This is a genomic window from Rhizobium brockwellii, from assembly GCF_000769405.2.
GTDB lineage: Bacteria > Pseudomonadota > Alphaproteobacteria > Rhizobiales > Rhizobiaceae > Rhizobium > Rhizobium brockwellii.
Genome location: NZ_CP053439.1, coordinates 1,614,100 through 1,634,532, shown reverse-complemented (window position 1 = coordinate 1,634,532; position 20,433 = coordinate 1,614,100). Strand labels below are relative to the sequence as shown.

The 20,433-nt window shown below is 61.3% G+C and carries 18 protein-coding genes; 2 read left to right on the top strand and 16 right to left on the bottom strand.

Annotated elements, in window-relative coordinates; translation table 11 throughout:
* Window positions 1-6: 6 nt before the first annotated feature.
* From RLCC275e_RS08275 to RLCC275e_RS08215, 13 genes are all read right to left on the bottom strand, one after another.
* Entirely contained in the window at window positions 7-1,611 is a 1,605-nt protein-coding gene (locus RLCC275e_RS08275) for a M23 family metallopeptidase (protein WP_033179913.1), read from the bottom strand.
* 246 nt (window positions 1,612-1,857) lie between these two features.
* Window positions 1,858-2,511, bottom strand: a complete 654-nt coding sequence (locus RLCC275e_RS08270; protein ID WP_033179912.1) for a protein-L-isoaspartate(D-aspartate) O-methyltransferase — start codon at window positions 2,509-2,511, stop codon at window positions 1,858-1,860.
* On the bottom strand, window positions 2,508-3,281 hold the full coding sequence (gene surE / locus RLCC275e_RS08265; protein WP_033179911.1) for a 5'/3'-nucleotidase SurE: 774 nt from the start codon (window positions 3,279-3,281) through the stop codon (window positions 2,508-2,510). Before surE ends, RLCC275e_RS08270 begins: the two co-directional genes overlap by 4 nt.
* 4 nt (window positions 3,282-3,285) lie before the next feature.
* A complete protein-coding gene (gene serS, locus RLCC275e_RS08260) occupies window positions 3,286-4,569 on the bottom strand; it encodes a serine--tRNA ligase (RefSeq protein WP_033179910.1) in 1,284 nt (427 codons plus the stop codon).
* 199 nt (window positions 4,570-4,768) lie between these two features.
* Entirely contained in the window at window positions 4,769-5,596 is an 828-nt protein-coding gene (tatC, locus tag RLCC275e_RS08255; RefSeq protein ID WP_018241797.1) for a twin-arginine translocase subunit TatC, read from the bottom strand.
* Complete coding sequence (gene tatB / locus RLCC275e_RS08250; RefSeq protein ID WP_033179909.1) at window positions 5,593-6,204, bottom strand: Sec-independent protein translocase protein TatB; 612 nt, start codon at window positions 6,202-6,204, stop codon at window positions 5,593-5,595. Before tatB ends, tatC begins: the two co-directional genes overlap by 4 nt.
* 51 nt (window positions 6,205-6,255) lie before the next feature.
* Complete coding sequence (locus RLCC275e_RS08245; RefSeq protein WP_033179908.1) at window positions 6,256-6,447, bottom strand: twin-arginine translocase TatA/TatE family subunit; 192 nt, start codon at window positions 6,445-6,447, stop codon at window positions 6,256-6,258.
* A gap of 183 nt (window positions 6,448-6,630) precedes the next feature.
* A complete protein-coding gene (gene scpB / locus RLCC275e_RS08240; RefSeq protein WP_033179907.1) occupies window positions 6,631-7,347 on the bottom strand; it encodes an SMC-Scp complex subunit ScpB in 717 nt (238 codons plus the stop codon).
* Entirely contained in the window at window positions 7,344-8,201 is an 858-nt protein-coding gene (locus RLCC275e_RS08235; protein WP_033179906.1) for a segregation and condensation protein A, read from the bottom strand. Before RLCC275e_RS08235 ends, scpB begins: the two co-directional genes overlap by 4 nt.
* A gap of 18 nt (window positions 8,202-8,219) precedes the next feature.
* Window positions 8,220-9,233: a beta-N-acetylhexosaminidase gene (nagZ, locus tag RLCC275e_RS08230; protein WP_033179905.1), complete on the bottom strand. Its 1,014-nt coding sequence runs from the start codon at window positions 9,231-9,233 to the stop codon at window positions 8,220-8,222.
* Between the two features lie 125 nt (window positions 9,234-9,358).
* Complete coding sequence (locus tag RLCC275e_RS08225; RefSeq protein WP_171816889.1) at window positions 9,359-12,616, bottom strand: SPOR domain-containing protein; 3,258 nt, start codon at window positions 12,614-12,616, stop codon at window positions 9,359-9,361.
* Between the two features lie 62 nt (window positions 12,617-12,678).
* Window positions 12,679-14,436 (bottom strand): arginine--tRNA ligase, encoded by a 1,758-nt coding sequence (argS, locus tag RLCC275e_RS08220; RefSeq protein ID WP_003558869.1) that lies wholly within the window; start codon window positions 14,434-14,436, stop codon window positions 12,679-12,681.
* 65 nt (window positions 14,437-14,501) lie between these two features.
* Window positions 14,502-15,719 carry a deoxyguanosinetriphosphate triphosphohydrolase gene (locus RLCC275e_RS08215; protein ID WP_033179903.1) on the bottom strand — a complete coding sequence of 406 codons (1,218 nt, stop codon included), beginning with the start codon at window positions 15,717-15,719 and terminating at the stop codon, window positions 14,502-14,504.
* Window positions 15,720-15,941: 222 nt separating this feature from the next.
* On the opposite strand from RLCC275e_RS08215, the gene erpA reads away from it, so the two are divergent.
* A complete protein-coding gene (erpA, locus tag RLCC275e_RS08210; RefSeq protein WP_003538958.1) occupies window positions 15,942-16,274 on the top strand; it encodes an iron-sulfur cluster insertion protein ErpA in 333 nt (110 codons plus the stop codon).
* Between the two features lie 122 nt (window positions 16,275-16,396).
* Window positions 16,397-17,188 (top strand): exodeoxyribonuclease III, encoded by a 792-nt coding sequence (gene xth, locus RLCC275e_RS08205; protein WP_003558864.1) that lies wholly within the window; start codon window positions 16,397-16,399, stop codon window positions 17,186-17,188.
* A gap of 117 nt (window positions 17,189-17,305) precedes the next feature.
* Here the strand turns inward: xth and exoR are convergent, their stop codons facing one another.
* The 3 genes from exoR to RLCC275e_RS08190 form a co-directional block, all read right to left on the bottom strand.
* Complete coding sequence (exoR, locus tag RLCC275e_RS08200) at window positions 17,306-18,109, bottom strand: exopolysaccharide production regulator ExoR (protein WP_003558862.1); 804 nt, start codon at window positions 18,107-18,109, stop codon at window positions 17,306-17,308.
* 19 nt (window positions 18,110-18,128) lie between these two features.
* Window positions 18,129-18,542: a hypothetical protein gene (locus RLCC275e_RS08195; protein WP_245483464.1), complete on the bottom strand. Its 414-nt coding sequence runs from the start codon at window positions 18,540-18,542 to the stop codon at window positions 18,129-18,131.
* 285 nt (window positions 18,543-18,827) lie between these two features.
* Window positions 18,828-20,102, bottom strand: a complete 1,275-nt coding sequence (locus tag RLCC275e_RS08190; protein WP_033179901.1) for an OmpP1/FadL family transporter — start codon at window positions 20,100-20,102, stop codon at window positions 18,828-18,830.
* Window positions 20,103-20,433 lie beyond the last annotated feature (331 nt).

Sequence of the window (20,433 nt, the reverse complement as noted above, 5' to 3'; positions counted from 1 at the left end):
CTGTACCTATTCCAGGAAAGTCATCGGGTTGACCGGGGACGCGTCCTTGCGCACCTCGAAATGGACCTGCGGCTGCTTGACGTCGCCGCTCATGCCGGAGACGGCAACCGTCTGGCCGCGTTGGATCTTCTGGCCGCGGGTGACGCTCAGCGTATCGGCGTTGCCGTAGACGGTGACGGTGCCGTCGTCGTGACGGACGAGAACCGTGTTGCCGAGTTCCTTCAGGCCGTTGCCGGCATAAATGACGACGCCGTTTTCGGCAGCCTTGATCGGCGTGCCCTGCGGCACCGAGATGTCGATGCCGTCATTGCGGTTGCCGTTGACGTTGGCGCCGTATGAAGCAATGACCTGGCCGCGCACCGGCCAACGGTATTTGCCGATGCCGGTCGATTCCGGCGCGGCGGAGCTGACGTCCGACTTCTTCTCGGCATCGTCGACGGTCTGGGTGGCGGCCGGTGCCTTATAGGGCGCGGGCTGCGCGGAAGCCGTCTGCTGGGCAGCTGCCGGCTGGGTCGGCTTCGGATCGACCTTCTCGGCCGGGATCGAGGCGGTCTTGATATTGTCGGCGGTGCCGTTCGGGATCTTCAGAGCCTGACCGATGCGGAGCGAGCTGGCCGAAAGATTGTTGGCGGCCTTGAGGTCGTCGACATTGCTGCCGGTCGCCTTGGCAATCTTTGCCAGGGAATCGCCTTGCTTGACGACATAGGTGCCGGCAGGCGCCTTCGGATCCTTGCCGGCGCCGGTGGGAAGTTTACCGGTGACATCGGCACTCGCCAGCGTCTTGTCGCGGGCGGAATTGGCGCCCGGAACGACGGCAACGTTCTGCTCAGGCGCCTTCGGCGCCTCCGGCATCTTGCCAGGCTTTGAAAGGTCAGCCGCCTGCGATGCCGCCTTGGCGGCATTGCCGCCGTTGAATGTCGGGATCAGGATCGCCTGGCCGGGCTGAGCGGCAGATGCCGTTTTCAGGGCATTGACGCGCAGGATTTCCTTTTCCGGTACGCCAAAACGCCTGGAGAGGGTGGCGATGCTTTCACCCGGACGCAGCGTCACCGACGGAGCGTTGGTCGCGGACCAGCCGGAAACCTTCGGCGTCGCGCCTGTTGTCAGCGTATCGGGCGTCATCTTCGGCGCAGTTGGCGCCACCAATCGCGGCCTTTCGGCCTGCGGCGCAGTCGGGAAAGGTTGGGCGAGCGCGACTTCCTTTTCCCGCTGCCGAGACGGGGCAACAGCCGACGGCGCGGCCAGCTCGGAACGCTGCACCGAGACCGGTGCGGAAGCGAGACGTGCGCTCGAGCTCGATGTGCGGGTCGGATCGTAACCCTGGCGGGCGGGATAAGGCTGGTTCAGTGCATCATTGCCACCGCCGTAGCCCGACTGGCTGGCAACGGCCGAACCGCTAAGATCGGCACGCGGCACCGGATCGCCCTGAGAACCGTTCATATTCCTGCGCGGAATGGAACTTGTGGTGATCTGGTCCTGCCCGGAGGAGGAAAACAAGCCGCCAAACCGTGTCACATCGGAACTGCAGCCCGTTGCGGCACTTGCCAGCAGGCCAACAACCAGAAGATTACCGGCCGACTTCCCGAACTTTGGCGAAAGACTGAAACGCATGACTCGACCCACTGAGAACGCAACCATTTGTGAGTCTATTAAAACGCGTTAGTATTACCACGCGGTTAAGATGCTGGAATCAGTGCGATATTTTTGAGAAGTTGATAACCATAGGCTTACGCGGTGAAAAATCGTAGTGCGCACAGCATGATGCCGAAAACTGCGAACGGCTTTTCTGATTGTGATGCATATTCAGATTTCAGGCCGATCCGGCCGGAAAACATTTACGCCTACGGCAGCGAGGCCCTATAACAGCGAAGCAAGACGCGGAACGATCGGCAGATAGGGTGCTTCGAACAGTTCCTCGCGTTCGAAACGGCTGCCGGTTTTCGTCAGCCGCACCATGCGACACTCGTTCTCGGAAATCATGAGCGGCGCGATCATCGAGCCGCCGGAAACGAGCTGGTCGGTATAAAAGCGCGGCATCGCGTTGAAGGCCGCCGTCACCAGGATGCGGTCGAAGGTGCCCTCACCCTGCATGCCGGCACTGCCGTCGGCATGGCGAATGATGACGCTGCGCAGACCAAGCGATTCCATGCGCCGCTGCGCTGCCGTCGTCAGCGTCTTGTAGCGGTCGATGGACAGGACACGCTCGGCCATGCGGCCCATGACGGCGGCGGTAAAGCCGCTTCCGGTGCCGATCTCCAGGACGCGCTGGCCGGGCTTGAGTTTTAAGTGATGCAGGATGCGGACGGCAAAATCGATGCCTTCGAGGAAGGAGCCGCATTCGATCGGGATCGTCCGACTCGAATAGGCTTCGTCGGCGAATTGCGGCGGCACGAACAACGAGCGCTGCGTCTGCTCGACCGCCGTCAGCAGATCGAGGTCGGAGATGCCTTCAGCACGCAATCTAAGGACAAGCGCAGCAAAGCCCTCCTTCTCCGCCAGTCTTGCCGTCAAACTTGTGCTCCGTATCCCAAGGCCCGCGCCACGCGGTCCGTCACGGAATAATCGGTCAAATCCAGTTTCAAAGGCGTTACCGAAATCTTATTATGCTTTAGGGCGTGAATATCGGTGCCTTCAACGAAGGCGCCGGCGCGTTCGCCAAACTTCAGCCAGTAATAAGGAAACCCCCGGCCGTCGGAGCGGGCGTCGACCTGCAGGTTGAAGGCGAGCTTGCCCTGCATGGTCACCTCGGCGCCATTGACTGCGTCGGGACGGCAGTTCGGGAAGTTGAGATTGAGGAACGTACCCTCCGGCAGGTCCAGGACCATCAGCTTTTCCAGAAGAGCCGGTGCATGCGTCTCGCAGACCTCCCAGGGCACGATGCGCGCGCCATCCTCATAGAGATAGGCCTGGCTCAGCGCAAACGAGCGCACGCCCTGCATGGTGCCTTCGATGGCGCCGGCGATCGTGCCGGAATAGGTCACGTCGTCGGCAACGTTCGAGCCTGAATTGACGCCGGACAGGACCAGATCCGGCTTGATGTCCATCACCTGCCTGATACCCATGATGACGCAATCGGTCGGCGTGCCGCGCAGGGCGAAATGCTTTTCGGAAATCTTGCGCAGCCGCAGAGGTTCGGAGAGGCTCAGCGAATGGGCAAGGCCGCTCTGGTCGGTCTCGGGCGCGACAATCCAGACATCGTCGGACAGCGTGCGTGCGATCCGCTCCAGCGCGGCAAGGCCTTCGGCGTGAATGCCGTCGTCATTCGTAAGCAGGATGCGCATCGCCTCAAGCCGCCCGTTCGATCTTGGTCAATCCGCCCATATAAGGCAGCAAAACGTCCGGAATCGTGACGGAACCGTCCTCGTTCAGATAATTTTCAAGGACAGCGATCAGGCAGCGGCCGACGGCCGTGCCGGAACCGTTCAGCGTATGGACGAACCTGTTGCTCTTGTCGTCCTTGCCGCGGTAGCGCGCATTCATTCGCCGGCCCTGAAAATCGCCGCAGACCGAGCAGGAGGAGATTTCACGGAAGGCATTCTGCCCCGGCAGCCAGACTTCGAGATCGTAAGTCTTGCGCGAGCCGAAGCCCATGTCGCCGGTGCAAAGCGTCATGGTTCGGAAGTGCAGGCCGAGGCGTTTCAGCACTTCCTCGGCGCAGGCGGTCATGCGTTCATGCTCGGCAACGGCGCTCTCGGCATCGGTGATCGAAACGAGCTCGCATTTCCAGAACTGATGCTGGCGCAGCATGCCGCGCGTATCGCGGCCGGCCGAGCCTGCTTCCGAACGGAAGGACGGCGTCAATGCGGTGAAGCGGAGCGGCAGCTTCTCCTGATCGAGGATTTCCTCGCGCACGAGATTGGTCAGCGTCACTTCGGCCGTCGGGATCAACCAGCGTCCATCAGTCGTCCTGAAGAGATCGTCGGCGAATTTCGGCAGCTGGGCGGTGCCATAAACGGCCTCGTCGCGCACCATCAGCGGCGAGCTGACTTCGGTATAGCCGTGCTCGCTGGTGTGGAGATCGATCATGAACTGGCCGAGCGCGCGCTCGAGCCTGGCGAGCGGTCCAGTCAGCACCGTGAAGCGCGAGCCGGAGAGCTTGGCTGCGCGCTCGAAATCCATATAGCCGAGCGCCTCGCCGATTTCGAAGTGCTCCTTCGGCGCGTGGTTCCAGCGCGGCTTTTCGCCGACGGTGCGGGTGACGACATTGTCATGCTCGTCCTTGCCGACCGGGACGTCGTCGAAAGGTATGTTCGGGATGCGCGAGAGCGCGTCGTTGAGTTCGGCCGTCAGCTGCCGGTCCTCTTCCTCGATCGCCGGCAGCAGGGTCTTGAGTTCAGAGACCTCCGCCTTCAGCTTCTCGGCAAGCTCGCCATTCTTCTGGGCCATCGCCGCACCGATCTCCTTGGAGGCGAGGTTGCGGCGGGACAGCAAGTCCTGTGCCTTCTGCACGGCGGAGCGGCGCTTTTCATCGAGAGCAACGAGACTTTGGGCCAGAGGCTCCGCGCCGCGCTTGGCAAGGGCGGCATCGAGCGCTTCGGGATTCTCACGGATCCATTTGATATCGAGCATCGTCGTTCCAGGTCGTTGCAACAGAGGTGACCCGGCCAAAGCCAGATCGGGCCTCGACCGGATGTTACAGCACCGCGCGACTTTTCAAACGCACAAAGGACACTGTAACACTTTGAATTGCTGCATAATTCCTTAAACCGATTCAGATTTAGGGATTAAGCAGTCGACGGCGTTCATGAAGGGATTTCCAGATCGCAGCTCAGACGCTGTCCGTCTTGGCAACGTCTGCGGATCCAGTTTCCTTTTCGACCGCCTGCCGGGCACGCTGCCGCTCCACGAGTCGCGCCGCATGGATGGAAATCTCGTAGAGAAGGATCGTCGGTATCGCAAGGCCGATCTGGGACATCGGATCCGGCGGCGTTAGCACGGCGGCGACGACAAAGGCGAGGACGATGGCAAACTTGCGCTTTTCGGCGAGCCATTGCGACGTCAGAAGACCGACACGGGCGAGCAGCGTGGTGACGACGGGAAGCTGGAACACGAGGCCGAAGGAGAAGACCAGCGTCATGATCAGGCTCAGATATTCCGAGACCTTCGGCATCAGCGAGATTGCTATCTCGTCATGACCTGGCGCCTGCTGCATCGACAGGAAGAACCACATGACCATTGGCGTGAAGAAGAAATAGACGAGCGCGCCGCCCATCAGGAACAGGACCGGCGAGGCGATCAGGAACGGCAGGAAAGCCTGGCGCTCGTTCTTGTACAGACCCGGCGCCACGAACTTGTAGACCTGGGCGGCAATGATCGGGAAGGCGACCACAAGGCCGCCGAACATCGCCACCTTGACCTGGGTGAAGAAGAATTCCTGCGGCGCGGTGTAGATGAGCTGGGCTTTCTCGACGTCGAGATGCGCCCATACGACGGCTGTCTTGTAGGGAATGACCAGGTAGTTGAAGAGATGCTTGGCAAAAAAGAAGCATGCGATGAAGGCGACGAAAAACGCGCCGATCGACCACATCAGCCGCGTGCGCAGCTCCATCAGGTGCTCGATCAACGGCTGCGGCTTGTCTTCTATATCACCGCTCATGCCTCGTCCTTCTTCGTCTGCGCCGGCTTCTTTGGCGTTGCAGGCTTCTTGGCTGCCGTCGTGCGTTTCGGTTTTTCCACAGGCACGGCAACGGCAGCCGCAGCATCGACGTTGTCGGCAATCTTGACGCGCGGCTTGCGCACGGCCTTAGGCTTGGCGACAACCGTATCGGCCTGCACGATCGCTGCTGCTACCGGTTCCGACGGCGTAGGTGTCGCTACCAATGGCGGCGTTTCCGGCAGGCTCATCGACGGCGTCGGGGCTGCAACAGCATCGGCTGGCACCTCGGTCTTGTTTTCCGTGACCGTGGTCGCCTTCTGCAGGTCGGCCTTGATCTCGTTGCCCATCTGGCGGAGCGGGTTCATCGCCTCGCGCAGGCTGTTGACCGGGTTGAGCTTCTGGGCGTCGCTGATCGTCTGGCGGACATCGTCAAGCTCAGCTTCGCGCAACGCTTCATCGAACTGCGCACGGAAGTCACCCGCCACCTTGCGGGCGCGTTGCGTCATCTTGCCGAAAGCGCGCAGCATCGGCGGCAAATCCTTGGGACCGACGACCACGATCAGTACGACCGCGATGACCAAAAGCTCGGTCCAGCCAATATCGAACATGCAAGGCTCCTGGACGGGAAGCGCGGGGCCTGCGCTTTTTCCCGGACTTGGTTACTTCGTTTCGTCGGCCTTGTGATCGACGGTCTTTGCCGTGTCCGGCACGTCTTCGTCCGTCATGCCCTTCTTGAAGCTCTTGATGCCCTTGGCAACGTCGCCCATCAGTTCCGGGATCTTGCCGCGACCGAACAACAACAGCACGATGACCAGAACGATCAACCAGTGCCACATGCTAAAAGAACCCATTACCCTAACTCCCTGTTTCTATGTTCCCACGATGTAAGGATTTCCCACACCGTTTCCAACATCAAGCCCTTTGAACTGAGCTTAATGTCACGGTATCGCCCTTTGTGACAAGCCATCGACCCATCGAAAAGTGGTAGCCCCCATTGTTTTCGCCATGCATGGCAAAAGCAAGACGCAGGCCCCTCAATCTTCGGAGGTGCCGCGCGGTGCGAGCAACCCCAGTTCCTCGAGGTCCATCTGGGTGATCGGGTCTTCGTCCTCGGTCAGTTCGTCGTTCATCAACGGCGAGGGAATATTGAAGTTCGCTGGTATGCGGCCCGAGAGCAAGCCCGCTCCCTTCAATTCTTCGAGACCGGGCAGGTCGCGCAGCTCTTCGAGACCGAAATGGTCGAGGAAATCGCGTGTCGTGCCCAATGTCACCGGCCGGCCCGGTGTGCGCCGGCGGCCACGGAACCGCACCCAGCCGGCTTCCATCAGCACGTCGAGCGTGCCACGCGAGGTCTGGACGCCTCGGATATCCTCGATTTCTGCGCGTGTCACCGGCTGGTGATAGGCGATGATCGCCAGCACTTCCAGTGCTGCGCGCGACAGCTTCTTTACCTCATTGTCATCACGGCGGATGACGAAGGACAGATCGGCGGCCGTACGGAAGGCCCAGGCGCCTTCGACCTGCAGGAGATTGACGCCCCGCGGCGCATATTGCTCCTTCAGGCGCAGCATGATCGCATGCACGTCGGTCTTCTCGGGCAGGCGCTCGGCGAGGAAGCCTTCGGAGACCGGCTGCGAGGAGGCGAAGACCAGCGCCTCGGCGATACGCTCGGCCTCGATCTCGGCCTGCACGTCGCGGCCCCTTTCTTCGAAATTGTCCTCGAAATGCTCTTCGCCCTTCGGATCGATCAAGCCGGCTGCTCCTGTTCGACCACCTGCAGCGTGGCATGTTTGGGACCGCGGCGCATGTATATCGGCTGAAAGGCGCCGTCTTGGCGGATTTCGAGCTTGCCCTCGCGCACCAGCTCCAACGAAGCGGCAAAGGCGCTGGCGATTGCCGTGACGCGTTCCTCGGGCGCTGCGAGATACCGCAGCAGATAATGCTCCATCGCCGTCCAGTCAGCGACCTCGCCGATCATCTTGGTCAGCAGTTCGCGGGCATCGGTCAGCGACCAGACGGTGCGCCGCTCGATCGTCACCTGGGTGACGGCATGGCGCTGGCGCAGTGCCGCATAGGCGGTCAAGAGATCGTAGAGGCTCGCCGCATAAGCGGATTGCTGCCGGTCGGGAATATGCTCGGGGGCGCCGCGCACGAAGATATCGCGGCCAAGGCGGTTGCGATTGACGAGGCCGTCTGCCGCCTGGCGCATGGCTTCGAGGCGTTTCAGGCGGAAGGCAAGCGTTGCCGCTAGCTCCTCGCCGGAAGGGCCGTCATCCTTGATCTGCTGGGGAATGAGCAGCTTCGACTTGAGATAGGCAAGCCAGGCTGCCATGACGAGGTAATCGGCGGCGAGTTCGATGCGGATCCGCCGGGCGCTTTCGATGAACAGCAGATATTGCTCGGCGAGCGCCAGCACCGAAATGCGCGACAGGTCGACCTTCTGGTTGCGGGCGAGATAGAGCAACAGGTCGAGCGGACCTTCGAAGCCGGCGACGTCGATCACCAGCGCCGGCTCGTGGGTGGCGCGTTCGGCACCGTTATCCTGCCACAACTTGTCCATCGGCGTTGCCGCCTGCGGACGTTCCGTGCCCTTGACCGTGTTCACCTAGCTGCTCCCTTACGATCAGACCGTCGCAAACATCGCTTCGAATTCCGCCCTCAATTCCGCTTCATCTGAAGTATCCGCCGCCGCGAATCCTGCTTCCACCGCTTTTGCGCGGGCAAGCGATATGCCGGCGAGCGGCGGAACATTTGCCACGACATCTAGCATCTCGTCCATATTGCCGTTGCAATGCAGCACAATATCGCATCCGCCTGCAATGATATTCGCCGCGCGTTCACCGATCGTGCCGGAAAGAGCGTTCATCGAGCTGTCGTCGGAGAGCAGCAGACCGTTAAAGCCGATGTGCTTGCGGATGATGCCGTCGATCACCTTGCGCGAGCACGTCGCCGGATTGTCCGGGTCGATGGCGGTGAAGACGAGATGGCAGGTCATTGCCATCAACTCGTCCTTCATCGCGACAAAGGGCGGAAAATCATGGAGCTCCAACTCATCGCGCGAGATGGTGACAACAGGCAGTTCCAGATGTGAATCGGCAAAGCCGCGACCATGGCCGGGCATATGTTTCATGACAGGTAACAGACCGCCGGCTTTCAGCCCTTCGGCAGCCGCCCTTCCCATCGCGATGACGGTTTCGGGATCGGCGCCATAGGCACGGTCGCCGATGACGTTGCTGCTGCCCTCGACCGGCACATCCAGCACCGGCAGGCAATCGACATCGATGCCGAGGCTCGAAAGGTCGAAGGCGTGCAGCCGCGACATCAGCCAGGCGGCGCGCAGGCCGAGTGCGCGATCGCGGCGATAGAGATCGCCGAGCACTTGGCCGGAAGGATAACGCGCTAGAACGGGTGGACGGATGCGCTGGACGCGGCCGCCCTCCTGGTCGATCAGCACCGGCGCATGCCAGCCGACGCTGTCGCGCAGTTCGGCGACGAGATCGGTGATCTGTCTTGCTTCGGAGATGTTGCGCCCGAAGAGGATGAAGCCCCAGGGTCGTTCGCCCCGGTAAAAGGCCTTCTCTTCGGAAGTGAGGGCAAGGCCGCTGCAGCCAAGGATCATCGCTTTTGATTCGGTCATATCCGAATCTTAGAGCCTTTCCTGGTCAGATTGAAGCATTCTGCAGGAGCAGGTTTTCGGCGCGACGCACAAAAAAGAGCGGCGGACCGATCCGGCCCGCCGCTCTCATATTCAGGAGCTGATCCTTACTTGGAGATCAAGCAGCTTCCGCCCGCCGCGCGATACTGTTCGCAGAGTGCCGCGGCCTCGTCCTTGGAACCTGCTGGAATGCGGACACGGTAGAAAGTGCCCTTGCCGGCGATATCGGCCCTGCGGATCTCGTGGCTGCGGCCGCCAAGCACGCTGGCGAATTTCTTCGACAGGTTGGCATATGATTTGGTCGCCTCGTCTTCCGAAGGCAGCGAGGCGATCTGGATGCCGTAGCCGCCGGCGGATGCGGGCTGTTGCTGCGGCTTTGCGGCGACTGGTGCTGCGGCCGCGACTTCAGTCGTCTTCGGCTGCTGTGTGGTCGGGCGGACATTACCCTTCTCGGTTACCGTGCCGACGACGTTGACGGGCTGGTCAGCCGGACGGGCGGTCGGGATTGGGGCGGTATCGGCAGTGGGCGCGGTCTTGACCGGGCGCACCGGCGGAGCGACCGGAGCGGGGTTTGCGGCCTGCGCGTCAGCACTGCCGGCGAGCGGCGGCTGTACCGGCGCGGGTTCGACGGGGGCTGCGGAACGCGCATCGGCGGAAGCAACCTCGGCTCTTGCCGGGAAGCTTGCGGCCGTTCCACCGACGGGCGGCACAGGCGGAGCCGATTGCGCGGACGGGGTCGACGGAGCCGTCAACGGCGGCATCGCCTGGGCAGACTGCATTGCCTGGGCAGACTGGGTCGCCGGGGCAGACGGTGTCGCCTGGGCAGAGGGTGTCGGCTGGTCGACGGGCGATGGTTCCTCGCGGGCAACCAACGTACCGTCAGGCTTGACGATCATCGTGCGGACCTTGCGCGGCGAAACGGACGGCGTCTTGTCGGCGTCGGTTGCCGAAGCGTTGTCGGCATTGTCCTGGGTTGGCAAGAGACGCGGATCCTCCGTCTCACCGACCGCAGTCGGCGTGACCTGATCGTCGGCGTTGGCGTTCTCATCGTCTTCAGGCAGCGATTCCGGTGTCAGCGTGCGCTGGACGACATCGACGGGCGCCTCGTCAGAAGAAACGAGCGCCTTCTGCTTCGGCTCTTCGGCAGAACCCGCAACACGGTCGTAGACGGCCTTATCCTGGTTCGGCACGGTCTTGCCGCCAGGATTCTCCGGAACGACCTTGACCGGCTCCTTGTCGGCGGCGATCACACGCGGCTCGCCGGACGCGACAATGCCGAGCCCCTCGCCGTTCCAGACGGAGGAATAGACACCATAACCGACACCGGCGAAGACCACGAGCACGACGGCCCCGGCAAGCAGCCGGCGCATCGACCGGGCGCGGCTGAAATCAGCGGCCTGACTTGCCGATTCGATACGAACCTCGGAAGTCTCGCGGCGCTCGACCGGCTCACGCACGCTGCGGCGGAAATCCTCCTCCAGCGCCCGTTCGAAATCATCGAGGCCATCGGCGATGGTGGGCTTGACCGGCTGTGCCGCGGCCGCAGCCGTATCCCGAACTGGCGTCGGCGTTTGCCGCGGCTTGGCCGGTTCAAAGAAGCTGGCGATCTCGGCGTCGAGATCGAAATCGAAATCGGCAGACTTCGCGACCGGCGCGGGCTGCTCGACGGGCGGCAGCGCCGGCACGTGCATGTCGTCGACGGCCTCGGGACGATCCTCCGGATCGGAGATCATCGCCGGATCGAATGGCAGGTCTTCGGTCGAGTCGGAGACAGACGCCCAGTTGAAAGCCGGAGCTGGAGTTGGAGCTGGAGCCGGCGGTTCAGGAACGAAGGCCGCAGCGGCCCGTGCAGGAGCGGCAGCAGCCTGCTCAAAAGCAAGAGCCGGCGGCTCAGGAGCAAAAACGGGAGCGGGCCGAGGAACGACGGCCGCGGCCTGCTGGGGAGCAGGGGCTGGCGGCTCAGGCTGCGGCACTGGCTCGGACGGCTCAGAGAAATCGAGATCGGTGAGTTCCAGCTCGATGCCGGCAAGATCCAGCTCGAAATCATGGCCGGCGAAGGGGTCGTCGGCTTCCGGTACCGGCTGCGGCGCCGGCGAATATGCCGTTGCGGCAGGCTGGGGCGTAACGACCTCGGCAAGCTGCGGCGCGACCGGTCTTACGGCTTGGGCATAGACCGGTGCCGGCTCGACCGGAGCAGGCCGGACGGGTGCCGCGGCGAGCGGCGGGGGCGCAATCACCTCGGACTGAACAGATTCGGCGGCCGCGGGGGCGGCCGGAACGGGCGCTGCCTCGATCGATGCGGGCTGCGGCGAGACAGGCGCCGGATTGGCACGTTGCGGTACCGGATAACGCGAGACGTCGGCGAGCAGATCGTCGAGATCGAACGTGCCGGCGGTGTGCGGAACATCAGGCACGACCTCAGTCAGCGCGGCATCGGCCTGGATCTCGCCTTCGACGGCGGCGGCGATGAGATTGAAACCGGCGTCGGACCCGAAATCCTCCAGCTCTTCCTCGACTTCGGCGAATTCTTCGGCCTCGGCAGTCTCTTCCGGCGCGATCACCTCATCATGGCGATCAAGCTCGGCGGGAAAGCCAAGTGACGGCGAAGCGGATTCGAACTCCTCGGAAGGCTCGACAGCGGCGACAAGCGCCGGCGGCTCGATGACAGGTTGAGGCTCGACAGCAGGAAGATCGGCGGACGGTGCTTCAGCAACCGGTGCGGCGACCGTTTCGGGGACAGGCTCCGGCAAAACAACCGGCTCCTCGCGCCTCGGGGCGTGGAAATTGGCAAGCGGCAGCCTGATGCTGGCAGCCGACCATTGCGGCGCCTTGGCGGGCTGCGCCAGCGAAGAGACCGGTGCTGCGCCGATCGAAAGCTCAAGCTCCTCTATCAGGTCCCGCGCACCGCCGAAGGCCGATTGCACCGACGCATCGGGCTCGGGGGAAAGCTGCTCCGCCCAGTCGGCGGCAGATGTATCCGCATTCCCTGCGGCAGGCAAAGCTGCTTCTTCAACCTCAACGGCGGCGACGGAAACCGAAACCGGCTCAGGAGCCTCTGCATGTTCGGCAGCGGGAGAAGCATCGAGAACGGGCTCAACGTAATCTTCAGGAGTGACATCATCAGAGATCGGCTCGGCGGGCCGGTCGAGCTCTGCGAGCGGACGTGGCGAATCGTAGCGATCGAACTCGCGCCCAAGCTCGTCTTCGAGATCGAGGGCGGGCTCGCGGCGTGCGGTCTCAGTCACAGTATTCGCCGCAACACGCGGCTCGAAGCCGACGATCCGGGCAAGTTCAGCCAACGGATCATCGTCGGCAAACAGGTCGTTTTTTCCGCGCGTATCATACGCAAGTTGTTTATCAGCCATGCCTATTCCCACTCGCAAACGCCAACGCTCAAATGCCAGCGCATTGTGGGGAAATGGTGACGTTATCGCATTTCGTCCGGTGCGGCAGTGCCTGTAATGGCAAGTCCCGACTTCAAAACCGACGCGACGGCGTACACCAGCCCAAGTCTGGCAATACTTGATTCTCGGTTTTTATCATTAACAAATCGTAATTCCGGCTGATCTTTACCTTTGTTCCAGTGCGCGTGGAAGGAACTGGCGACGTCGTAGAGGTAAAAAGCGACGCGATGCGGCTCCTGCGACTGGGCCGCCGCCTCAACGATACGCGGGAATTCTGCAAGCTTGGCGACCAGCTGCAATTCAGCCGGATCGCCAATGCCTGCAACGGTTTTCGCGAGATTTTCCGGCGAAACATCGAGGTCGGCAAAGGCCTCCCTCGCCTGCCGGAAGACCGACATGCAGCGAGCATGTGCATATTGCACGTAGAAGACCGGATTATCTTTCGATTGTTCCGTCACTTTGGCGAAATCGAAGTCGAGCGGTTCGGAATTCTTGCGGTAAAGCATCATGAACCGGACCGAATCACGCCCGACTTCTTCGACGACGTCCCGAAGCGTGACGAAATCGCCCGAGCGTTTCGACATCTTCACCGGCTCGCCGTTGCGATAGAGCTTGACGAGCTGGCAGAGGAGCACCGTCAGCTTCGCCTTACCGTCCGAAACGCCGCGTGCAACCGCTTCCAGGCGCTTGACGTAACCGCCATGGTCGGCACCAAGCACGTAGATCATCTCGTCGAAACCACGGTCGAACTTGTTCTTGAAATAGGCAACGTCGGCGGCGAAATAGGTATAGGAGCCATCCGACTTGATCAGCGGCCGGTCAATATCGTCGCCCACCTCGGTCGAACGGAACAGTGTCTGTTCGCGATCCTCCCAGTCCTCGGGAAGCTGACCCTTCGGCGGCGGCAGCGTGCCCTTGTAGACATAACCCTTGAAGGTCAGGTCGTTGATCGCCGTGCGGATCGCGGCCGCGCCATTGGCATGCAGGGTGCGCTCGGAGAAGAAGACGTCGTGATGGACGTTCAGCGCCGCCAGATCGTCGCGGATCATCACCATCATCGCATCGATGGTGCGATCCTTGACGATCGGCATCCATTGGTCTTCCGGCATGTTGTGCAGCCGCACGCCGTAATCGGCGGCAAGCGACTGGCCGACGGGCACGAGATAGTCGCCGGGATAGAGACCCGAGGGGATTTCGCCGATCTTTTCGCCGAGCGCTTCGCGATAGCGCAGGAAGACGGAGCGGGCGAGCACGTCGATCTGCGAACCGGCATCGTTGATGTAATATTCCTTCTCGACGCCATAACCGGCAAAAGCCAGCAAGTTGGCGAGCGCGTCGCCGACGACGGCGCCACGGCAATGGCCGACATGCATCGGGCCGGTCGGATTGGCCGAGACATATTCGACATTGACCTTCTTGCCCTTGCCGAGCGACGAGCGGCCGTAATCGGTGCCGGCGCCGATCATCGAGGCGAGCAGCCGCTGCCAGTAGCCGACGGCGAGACGGATGTTGATGAAGCCGGGACCCGCGACCGAGACATCGGCGACGTCGGCATCTTCCTTGAGCTTGGCGATGATGACGTCGGCCAGCGCGCGCGGGTTGGTTCCGAGCACTTTTGCCAGCACCATTGCGGCATTGGTCGCCACATCGCCATGGCTCGCGTCACGCGGCGGCTCGACGGTGATGCGGCCGAAATCGAGCTCAGATCGCTTTTCCCTGACCAGATCGATCTGTTCAAGGGCGGTTTTGATCCGGGCTTCGAAGTCGGTAAAAAGGTTCATCGCACTCTTCCATGCATAGGCTGTGCCAAAGGCTCAAATCGGCCCTTGGCGTGGGCGACCGCTGCCTATCGCAAATCCGGAGTGTGGTCAAACAACCGCCTATGGGCGCTGATCGCATAGGTATCGGTCATGCCGGCGAGATAATCGCCGACATGGCGGGCCTTCGGCGCATCGGACAGGCCGGCGATATGATCTACCCAGTAATGACTCTGCATCTCCTTGGGATTGGCCATGTAGGCGGCAAAGAGATCGGTGACGATCTGGGCGGCACCGGCGCGGATGCGCATGATATCGGGATTGCGGTAGATGCGTTTGAAGAGCATCGCCTTGATCTGCCTGTCGGTCTCAGCCATCCCCTCGGAAAAGGTGGCGATAACCTGGCCGGCAGCGCGGATGTCGGCTGCGCTCTCAGGCCGCAGCAGCGACAGGCGCTGTTGCGCGACGCCGATCACGTCTTCGACCATGCGGGTAATCTGGCGGCGCATGATTTCATGGGTGAAGCGGCTCGGCTCCAGATGCGGATATCGCTCCCGCACCTCGGCCATCAGCCCGACAAGAAACGGGATTTCCTCCAGCATATCGAAAGTCAGGTAGCCGGAGCGCAGGCCGTCGTCGATATCGTGGGTATTGTAGGCGATGTCGTCGGCGATCGCCGCGACCTGCGCCTCAAGGCTGGCATAGGTTGCAAGCTCGAGATCGTGCAGCTCGCAATAATCGAGGATCGGCTGCGGCACGGGACCGCGGGTGCCTACTCCATCCGGCGTCAGAAGAGGGCCATTGTGCTTGACGAGACCTTCGAGGCTTTCCCATGTCAGGTTGATGCCGTCGAATTCGGCATAACGCCTCTCCAGCTTGGTCACGATGCGCAGCGATTGGGCATTGTGGTCGAAGCCGCCATAGGGCAGCAGCACTTCGTGCAGCGCGTCCTCGCCAGTATGACCGAACGGCGTATGGCCGAAATCGTGCACGAGCGCCACGCCTTCGGCCAGATCCTCGTCGAGCTTCAGGGCGCGGGCAAGCGCGCGAGCGATCTGCGCCACCTCGATCGTGTGCGTTAGCCGGGTTCGGTAGTGATCGCCGTCCTGGGCGATGAAGACCTGGGTTTTGTGCTTCAGCCGGCGGAAGGCGGTGGTGTGAACGATACGGTCGCGGTCGCGCTGGAAATCGGAGCGCGTCGGGCTACCGTCCTCCTGATAGAGCCGCCCGCGCGTCGTCCAGGGGTCGGCCGCAAAGACCGCCCTCTCACTGCTGCCGAAACCCAAAGCACGCGTATCGATCGTCATTCTTCACCGTCATCCTGCATGTTGCCGCATCTGCCCATTGACGCCGCTTAACGCTCTTCATACCTATAGGTCGATGAAACGGCAAAGAGGCGCTTTCTTAACCGCCTCGGCGCATCATCGCCTTTTCGCGAATATCATGGTAAGTTTCTTTGATATCAGGCATTTGAACATTCAAGTGCCAAAACCCATTCTCTCCGGATCTTGACCCCGGCAGGAGGAAACATGACGGATACGAGTGTAACCCTTTCAGATGCCGCGGCAAAGCGTATCGCTGCGATCGTCGGCGCCGAAGCCGGCAAGAGCGCCTTGCGCGTTTCCGTCGAAGGCGGCGGCTGTTCGGGCTTTTCCTACAAGTTCGATCTTGCCGACAGCGCTGATGACGACGACATCATCGTCGAAAAGAACGATGCCAAGGTGCTGATCGACAGCCTTTCGCTCGTCTACATGGCGGGCTCGGAGATCGACTTCGTCGACAATCTGCTTGGCCAGTCCTTCCAGATCAAGAACCCGAATGCGGTGGCAAGCTGCGGCTGCGGCACCAGTTTCTCGATCTGAACGTCTAAACGCACATACTCCCCATCAAACCGGCCGAAGAATTACTTCCGGCCGGTTTATCGTCTTGTCCGGCGGCGAAAGACCGCGATAAAAGAAGCGCACGCAGCGAACAGGGCGAAGAGATGAAGATCGCGACTTGGAACATCAACGGCGTCAAGGCGCGTATCGACAATCTCACGCAATGGCTGAAGGATTCCGATCCAGATATCGTCTGCCTGCAGGAGATCAAGACGGTCGACGAAGGTTTCCCGCGGCTGGAGATCGAGGCGCTTGGCTATCACGTCGAGACGCACGGCCAGAAGGGCTTCAATGGCGTCGCGATCCTCTCCAAGAGCTCACCTTTCGAAGTGAACCGCGGCCTGCCCGGCGATCCGCTGGACGAACAGGCGCGTTTCCTCGAAGCGGCGTTCACCCTGTCCGACACGCGCATCCTGCGCGTCTGCTGCCTCTACCTGCCGAACGGTAATCCTGTCGAAACGGAGAAATATCCTTACAAGCTCGCCTGGATGGAGCGCCTGCGGACGTTCGCGGCCGAACGGCTAGCCTATGAAGATATGCTGGTTCTTGCCGGCGACTACAATGTCATCCCGGAACCGCACGACTGCTTCGATCCCAAGGTCTGGGAAAACGATGCACTGTTTCTGCCGCAGACGCGGGAGGCGTTCCGCAAGCTCGAAAATCTCGGGCTGACGGATGCGGTGCGCGCGACGACGGATGCGACGCAGTTCTATTCCTTCTGGGATTATCAGGCCGGCGCATGGCCGAAGAACAACGGCATCCGCATCGACCATCTGCTGCTGTCGCCGGAAGCTGCCGACCGGATGACATCGGCTGCGATCGAAAAACATGTGCGGGCCTGGGAAAAGCCGTCCGACCATGTGCCTGTGATCGCGTATTTCGATTTCGCGGGCTGAGCGCCCGATCGGCGCTCAGAGCGGTTCAGCTTTTAACGGAAGCGCAGGACCGCTCTAGCCTTTTGTTTTTACGCAATTCCGGACGGAAAACCGCTTGGCACTTTTCCTGGAATTGCTCTAGTCGTCGGAACCGCTCGCGATGGTGTGCGAGAGGGATACCGCCGTGCGGCGGTCGGCCTCGTTCGCAACCGAGAAGGCCTGCTCCTGCAACGCTTCCATCCAGCTGCAATCCTTCGGCTTGCAGCGGTCGAGTGCTGCCGTCATCAGCGCCAGACCGCGGGCCGTCTGGCCTTCATCGAACAGAATATTGCCGAAGACCGCCATGGCGCCGGGATGGCCGCTCTTGCGGGCCTGGTTCAGCCATTTCTTGGCTTGCTGCGGGCTGGCATTGCCGCCCTCGCCGGCCAGCATCATCTGCGCCAGCTGGAACTGCGCCTCGGGGACGCCAAAGGTGGAAGCCACCTGAAAATAAAGCTGGCGCGCCTGGCTGAGGTCGATCCTGACCGGACTGCCGGCAATGCCATGCTTGTAATAACTGGCGAGCGAGAGCAGCGCGTTGACGAAGAAGCCGGTATCTTCCGAGCCGGGTTCGACGCCCTGCTGGGCAATCTCGCTGTAGATCTTGAAGGCTTCGAAATCGTCCTGCGTGACACCGTCGCCATCGGCATACATGTTGGCGAGCGCCCAGCGCGAGCCGGTGTGGCCCTTTTCGGCGGCGTATTTATAGGCTTCGACCGCTTCTTCTTTCTGGCCGTTCTTATAGGCTTTGAAGCCGAACTTGAAGAGATCGAAGGGTCCGGATTCCTTGCTGACGCCACCTTTGATGTCGAATGCACGGCACGGACCGGACAGCGCCAGCGCTACGGCTATCGACATGCCCATCAGCATGAATTTGAAAAGTTTGAACTCGGACGTCACCATTTCAACCGATTTCTTTCGTTCATCCCAGGCAGGCGGCAACGGAGCTCATGCCGTGCATCCCGCGGATGTATTCCTTCGAGGCGAGCGATCCCGCGGCGAGCTCGATGGCTCCTTTACCCGCGTCGCATCCAGCCCACTGGCCCTTTCTCAAAGGCGATATTCTCAGCCCATCCTTGAGAACCACCCGGCTCCCGGCATGGCTCGACTGCAATCTCCGTGGCACTCTTTCGGCAGGTGCGGTATTCGCCTTCCCGCCTTTGTCGTATTCGTAAACGGCAAATGTGACAAAACCGGTATCGACAGCTCCCGCAAAGCCGGGCTGCTCATGCGAGTGGGTCGAAAATAATGACAATGAATGGATCGACGACTTCATCGCGAGACCGGAGTGGCGGCCGGAACAGCCTTGTTCGGAAAGCGAAACGACCGCCTTCAAACGACTGTCGCCAATCGCGCCGTACGATCTGATGTACCCGGAAAAAAATCGACCCATGCTACTATTTACACGCACCGTACGCCTGCCATCTCCTCGCCTGCAAATAGCGCTGCGCCCTCTTTGTGGCGGGAAATGGACAAATTCACCCTGCCGCCACCATACGCCAAACGTCGTAAAAATGTGTTGCTGAATCGTCACAAATTGGAACGTCGATTTGTCTTGCCGACGCCCAAAGAAAAGCCCGGCGAACTGCCGGGCTTTAAGACTTCTACTTGGATCGCAGGATCAGAACTTGACCTTTACGCTGGTGGAAAGGGCCGCCACCAGATCGTCGCCGAAGGAATAGGAGACGTCGTTGCCGTAGGTCCGGCCATTATAGACGTAGGTGCCGGATTCTCCGCCGGTCATGATGCCGAGCGCGCCGGCCAGACGCCACTCGACATTCTCCACCGGCGTATAGGAGACACCTGCGCCGAGCGTCCATGTGTCGGTCTGGGCGCCGTAGCCCTGGCTCGTGCCGCGATCCCAGGTCAGGCTGAGGGCGCCGGCCCATTGCTCGTTGAATTTGTGGCCGAGGCCGCCGCTGATCGTCCAACCGTCGCGATAGAAGAGATCGAGCGAGGTGAGCTGGCTGCTGGCGGAGCAGGCGACAGCGCCCTTGGTGGCCTTCGGGCAGAAGGCGATCGACTGCAGCACGCTCCAGTTCGTCCACTTGACCGAACCGAAGGCGAGCCAATCGGGCGCAATGCCGCTCTGCAGCTTGAGCTCGACGGAATCCGGCGCCTCAGCCGAACCATAGACCGGCGTCACGACGCCGAGGTAGGGATTGGCGGGATTGACGGCCTTCGGTACCTCTGTCAGGTCGACCGTGCCGGTGAGATCGTCATACTTGACCTTGCTGTTATAGACCAGGCTGGCGCGGAAGGCATATTCCTCGATTTCGTAGGCGATGCCCGCCCGCCATCCCATGGCCTGGTCGGCAAGATCCAAACGACCGGTGCCGTCATAGACCAGCGCGGCCGCCCCTGTGATCGGCGCGACGAGGCGTGTCTTGAAACCATCGACCGTCTGATAGAAGCCGCCGCCGATCAGGCGAAGCTGGCCGGGACCCATATCGAAACGATAGGAGCAGGTGGCGCCGTAGTTGCGGGTGCTGATCTTGGTTTCGATGTTGTCGTTGACGCCCAACCAGTCAGCGCCGGGATTGGTGTGTGCACCGAAGGGTGTCGAAAAATCGCCCATGCAGTCGATGGAGTCGCCGAGACCAACCTTCACCCCGAGATAGGGGACCCAGTAATCCTCGGTATCATCCGCCGTGGTCGAGCCGCCGCCAACGCCGTTCGTGCCGAGGCCATCGGTGGCATCGGTGTCCTTGACGTTTTTCAGCTTGCGCTGCGGCATGACATAGGTCGCGCCGGACTGGACGGCGAACCTCGAATTGTCGAAGAGAAGGTCGATATTATATCCGCCGCGCTCCAGACCGCCGGCGAAGGACGGCGATGCAAGCGACGAAAGAAGAACGAGCGATGTTATGCCCTTGGAAAACCTACGAGATGCCATTGTGTCTCCCCCACTCCAGCAATTGATGTGACCCCACTCTAGTAAGTGTTCGCGTGATATGGCAACGCGCCCTACGGCAGCGCTCCCAGGCATTGCAGTGACTAACTTACGTAAAGAAATTGACGGACACGTCAAAAAACCTGGTTAATAAAATTTTATTCCAGACCTATCGAATTTCAGGTGGGCTTTTGGGTTTTCATTCCAAACATTGCAGAAGCTGTATCAATCCGACAACAGTGGCAGTTTTCGCCCGCTGGAGGTTCGCATGAGAGCAATCCACAGGATGAATGCTGAAAAGGCGCCGTTTCATGCGCGATCCGCACGAATCACA

Bases quoted from the DNA above. Each gene is read 5' to 3' on its own strand.
- RLCC275e_RS08275 (WP_033179913.1), bottom strand. From the start codon at position 1,611: ATGCGTTTCAGTCTTTCGCCAAAGTTCGGGAAGTCGGCCGGTAATCTT.
- surE (WP_033179911.1), bottom strand. From the start codon at position 3,281: ATGCGCATCCTGCTTACGAATGACGACGGCATTCACGCCGAAGGCCTT.
- serS (WP_033179910.1), bottom strand. From the start codon at position 4,569: ATGCTCGATATCAAATGGATCCGTGAGAATCCCGAAGCGCTCGATGCC.
- tatC (WP_018241797.1), bottom strand. From the start codon at position 5,596: ATGAGCGGTGATATAGAAGACAAGCCGCAGCCGTTGATCGAGCACCTG.
- tatB (WP_033179909.1), bottom strand. From the start codon at position 6,204: ATGTTCGATATTGGCTGGACCGAGCTTTTGGTCATCGCGGTCGTACTG.
- RLCC275e_RS08245 (WP_033179908.1), bottom strand. From the start codon at position 6,447: ATGGGTTCTTTTAGCATGTGGCACTGGTTGATCGTTCTGGTCATCGTG.
- nagZ (WP_033179905.1), bottom strand. From the start codon at position 9,233: ATGACCGAATCAAAAGCGATGATCCTTGGCTGCAGCGGCCTTGCCCTC.
- RLCC275e_RS08225 (WP_171816889.1), bottom strand. From the start codon at position 12,616: ATGGCTGATAAACAACTTGCGTATGATACGCGCGGAAAAAACGACCTG.
- argS (WP_003558869.1), bottom strand. From the start codon at position 14,436: ATGAACCTTTTTACCGACTTCGAAGCCCGGATCAAAACCGCCCTTGAA.
- RLCC275e_RS08215 (WP_033179903.1), bottom strand. From the start codon at position 15,719: ATGACGATCGATACGCGTGCTTTGGGTTTCGGCAGCAGTGAGAGGGCG.
- erpA (WP_003538958.1), top strand. From the start codon at position 15,942: ATGACGGATACGAGTGTAACCCTTTCAGATGCCGCGGCAAAGCGTATC.
- xth (WP_003558864.1), top strand. From the start codon at position 16,397: ATGAAGATCGCGACTTGGAACATCAACGGCGTCAAGGCGCGTATCGAC.
- exoR (WP_003558862.1), bottom strand. From the start codon at position 18,109: ATGGTGACGTCCGAGTTCAAACTTTTCAAATTCATGCTGATGGGCATG.
- RLCC275e_RS08190 (WP_033179901.1), bottom strand. From the start codon at position 20,102: ATGGCATCTCGTAGGTTTTCCAAGGGCATAACATCGCTCGTTCTTCTT.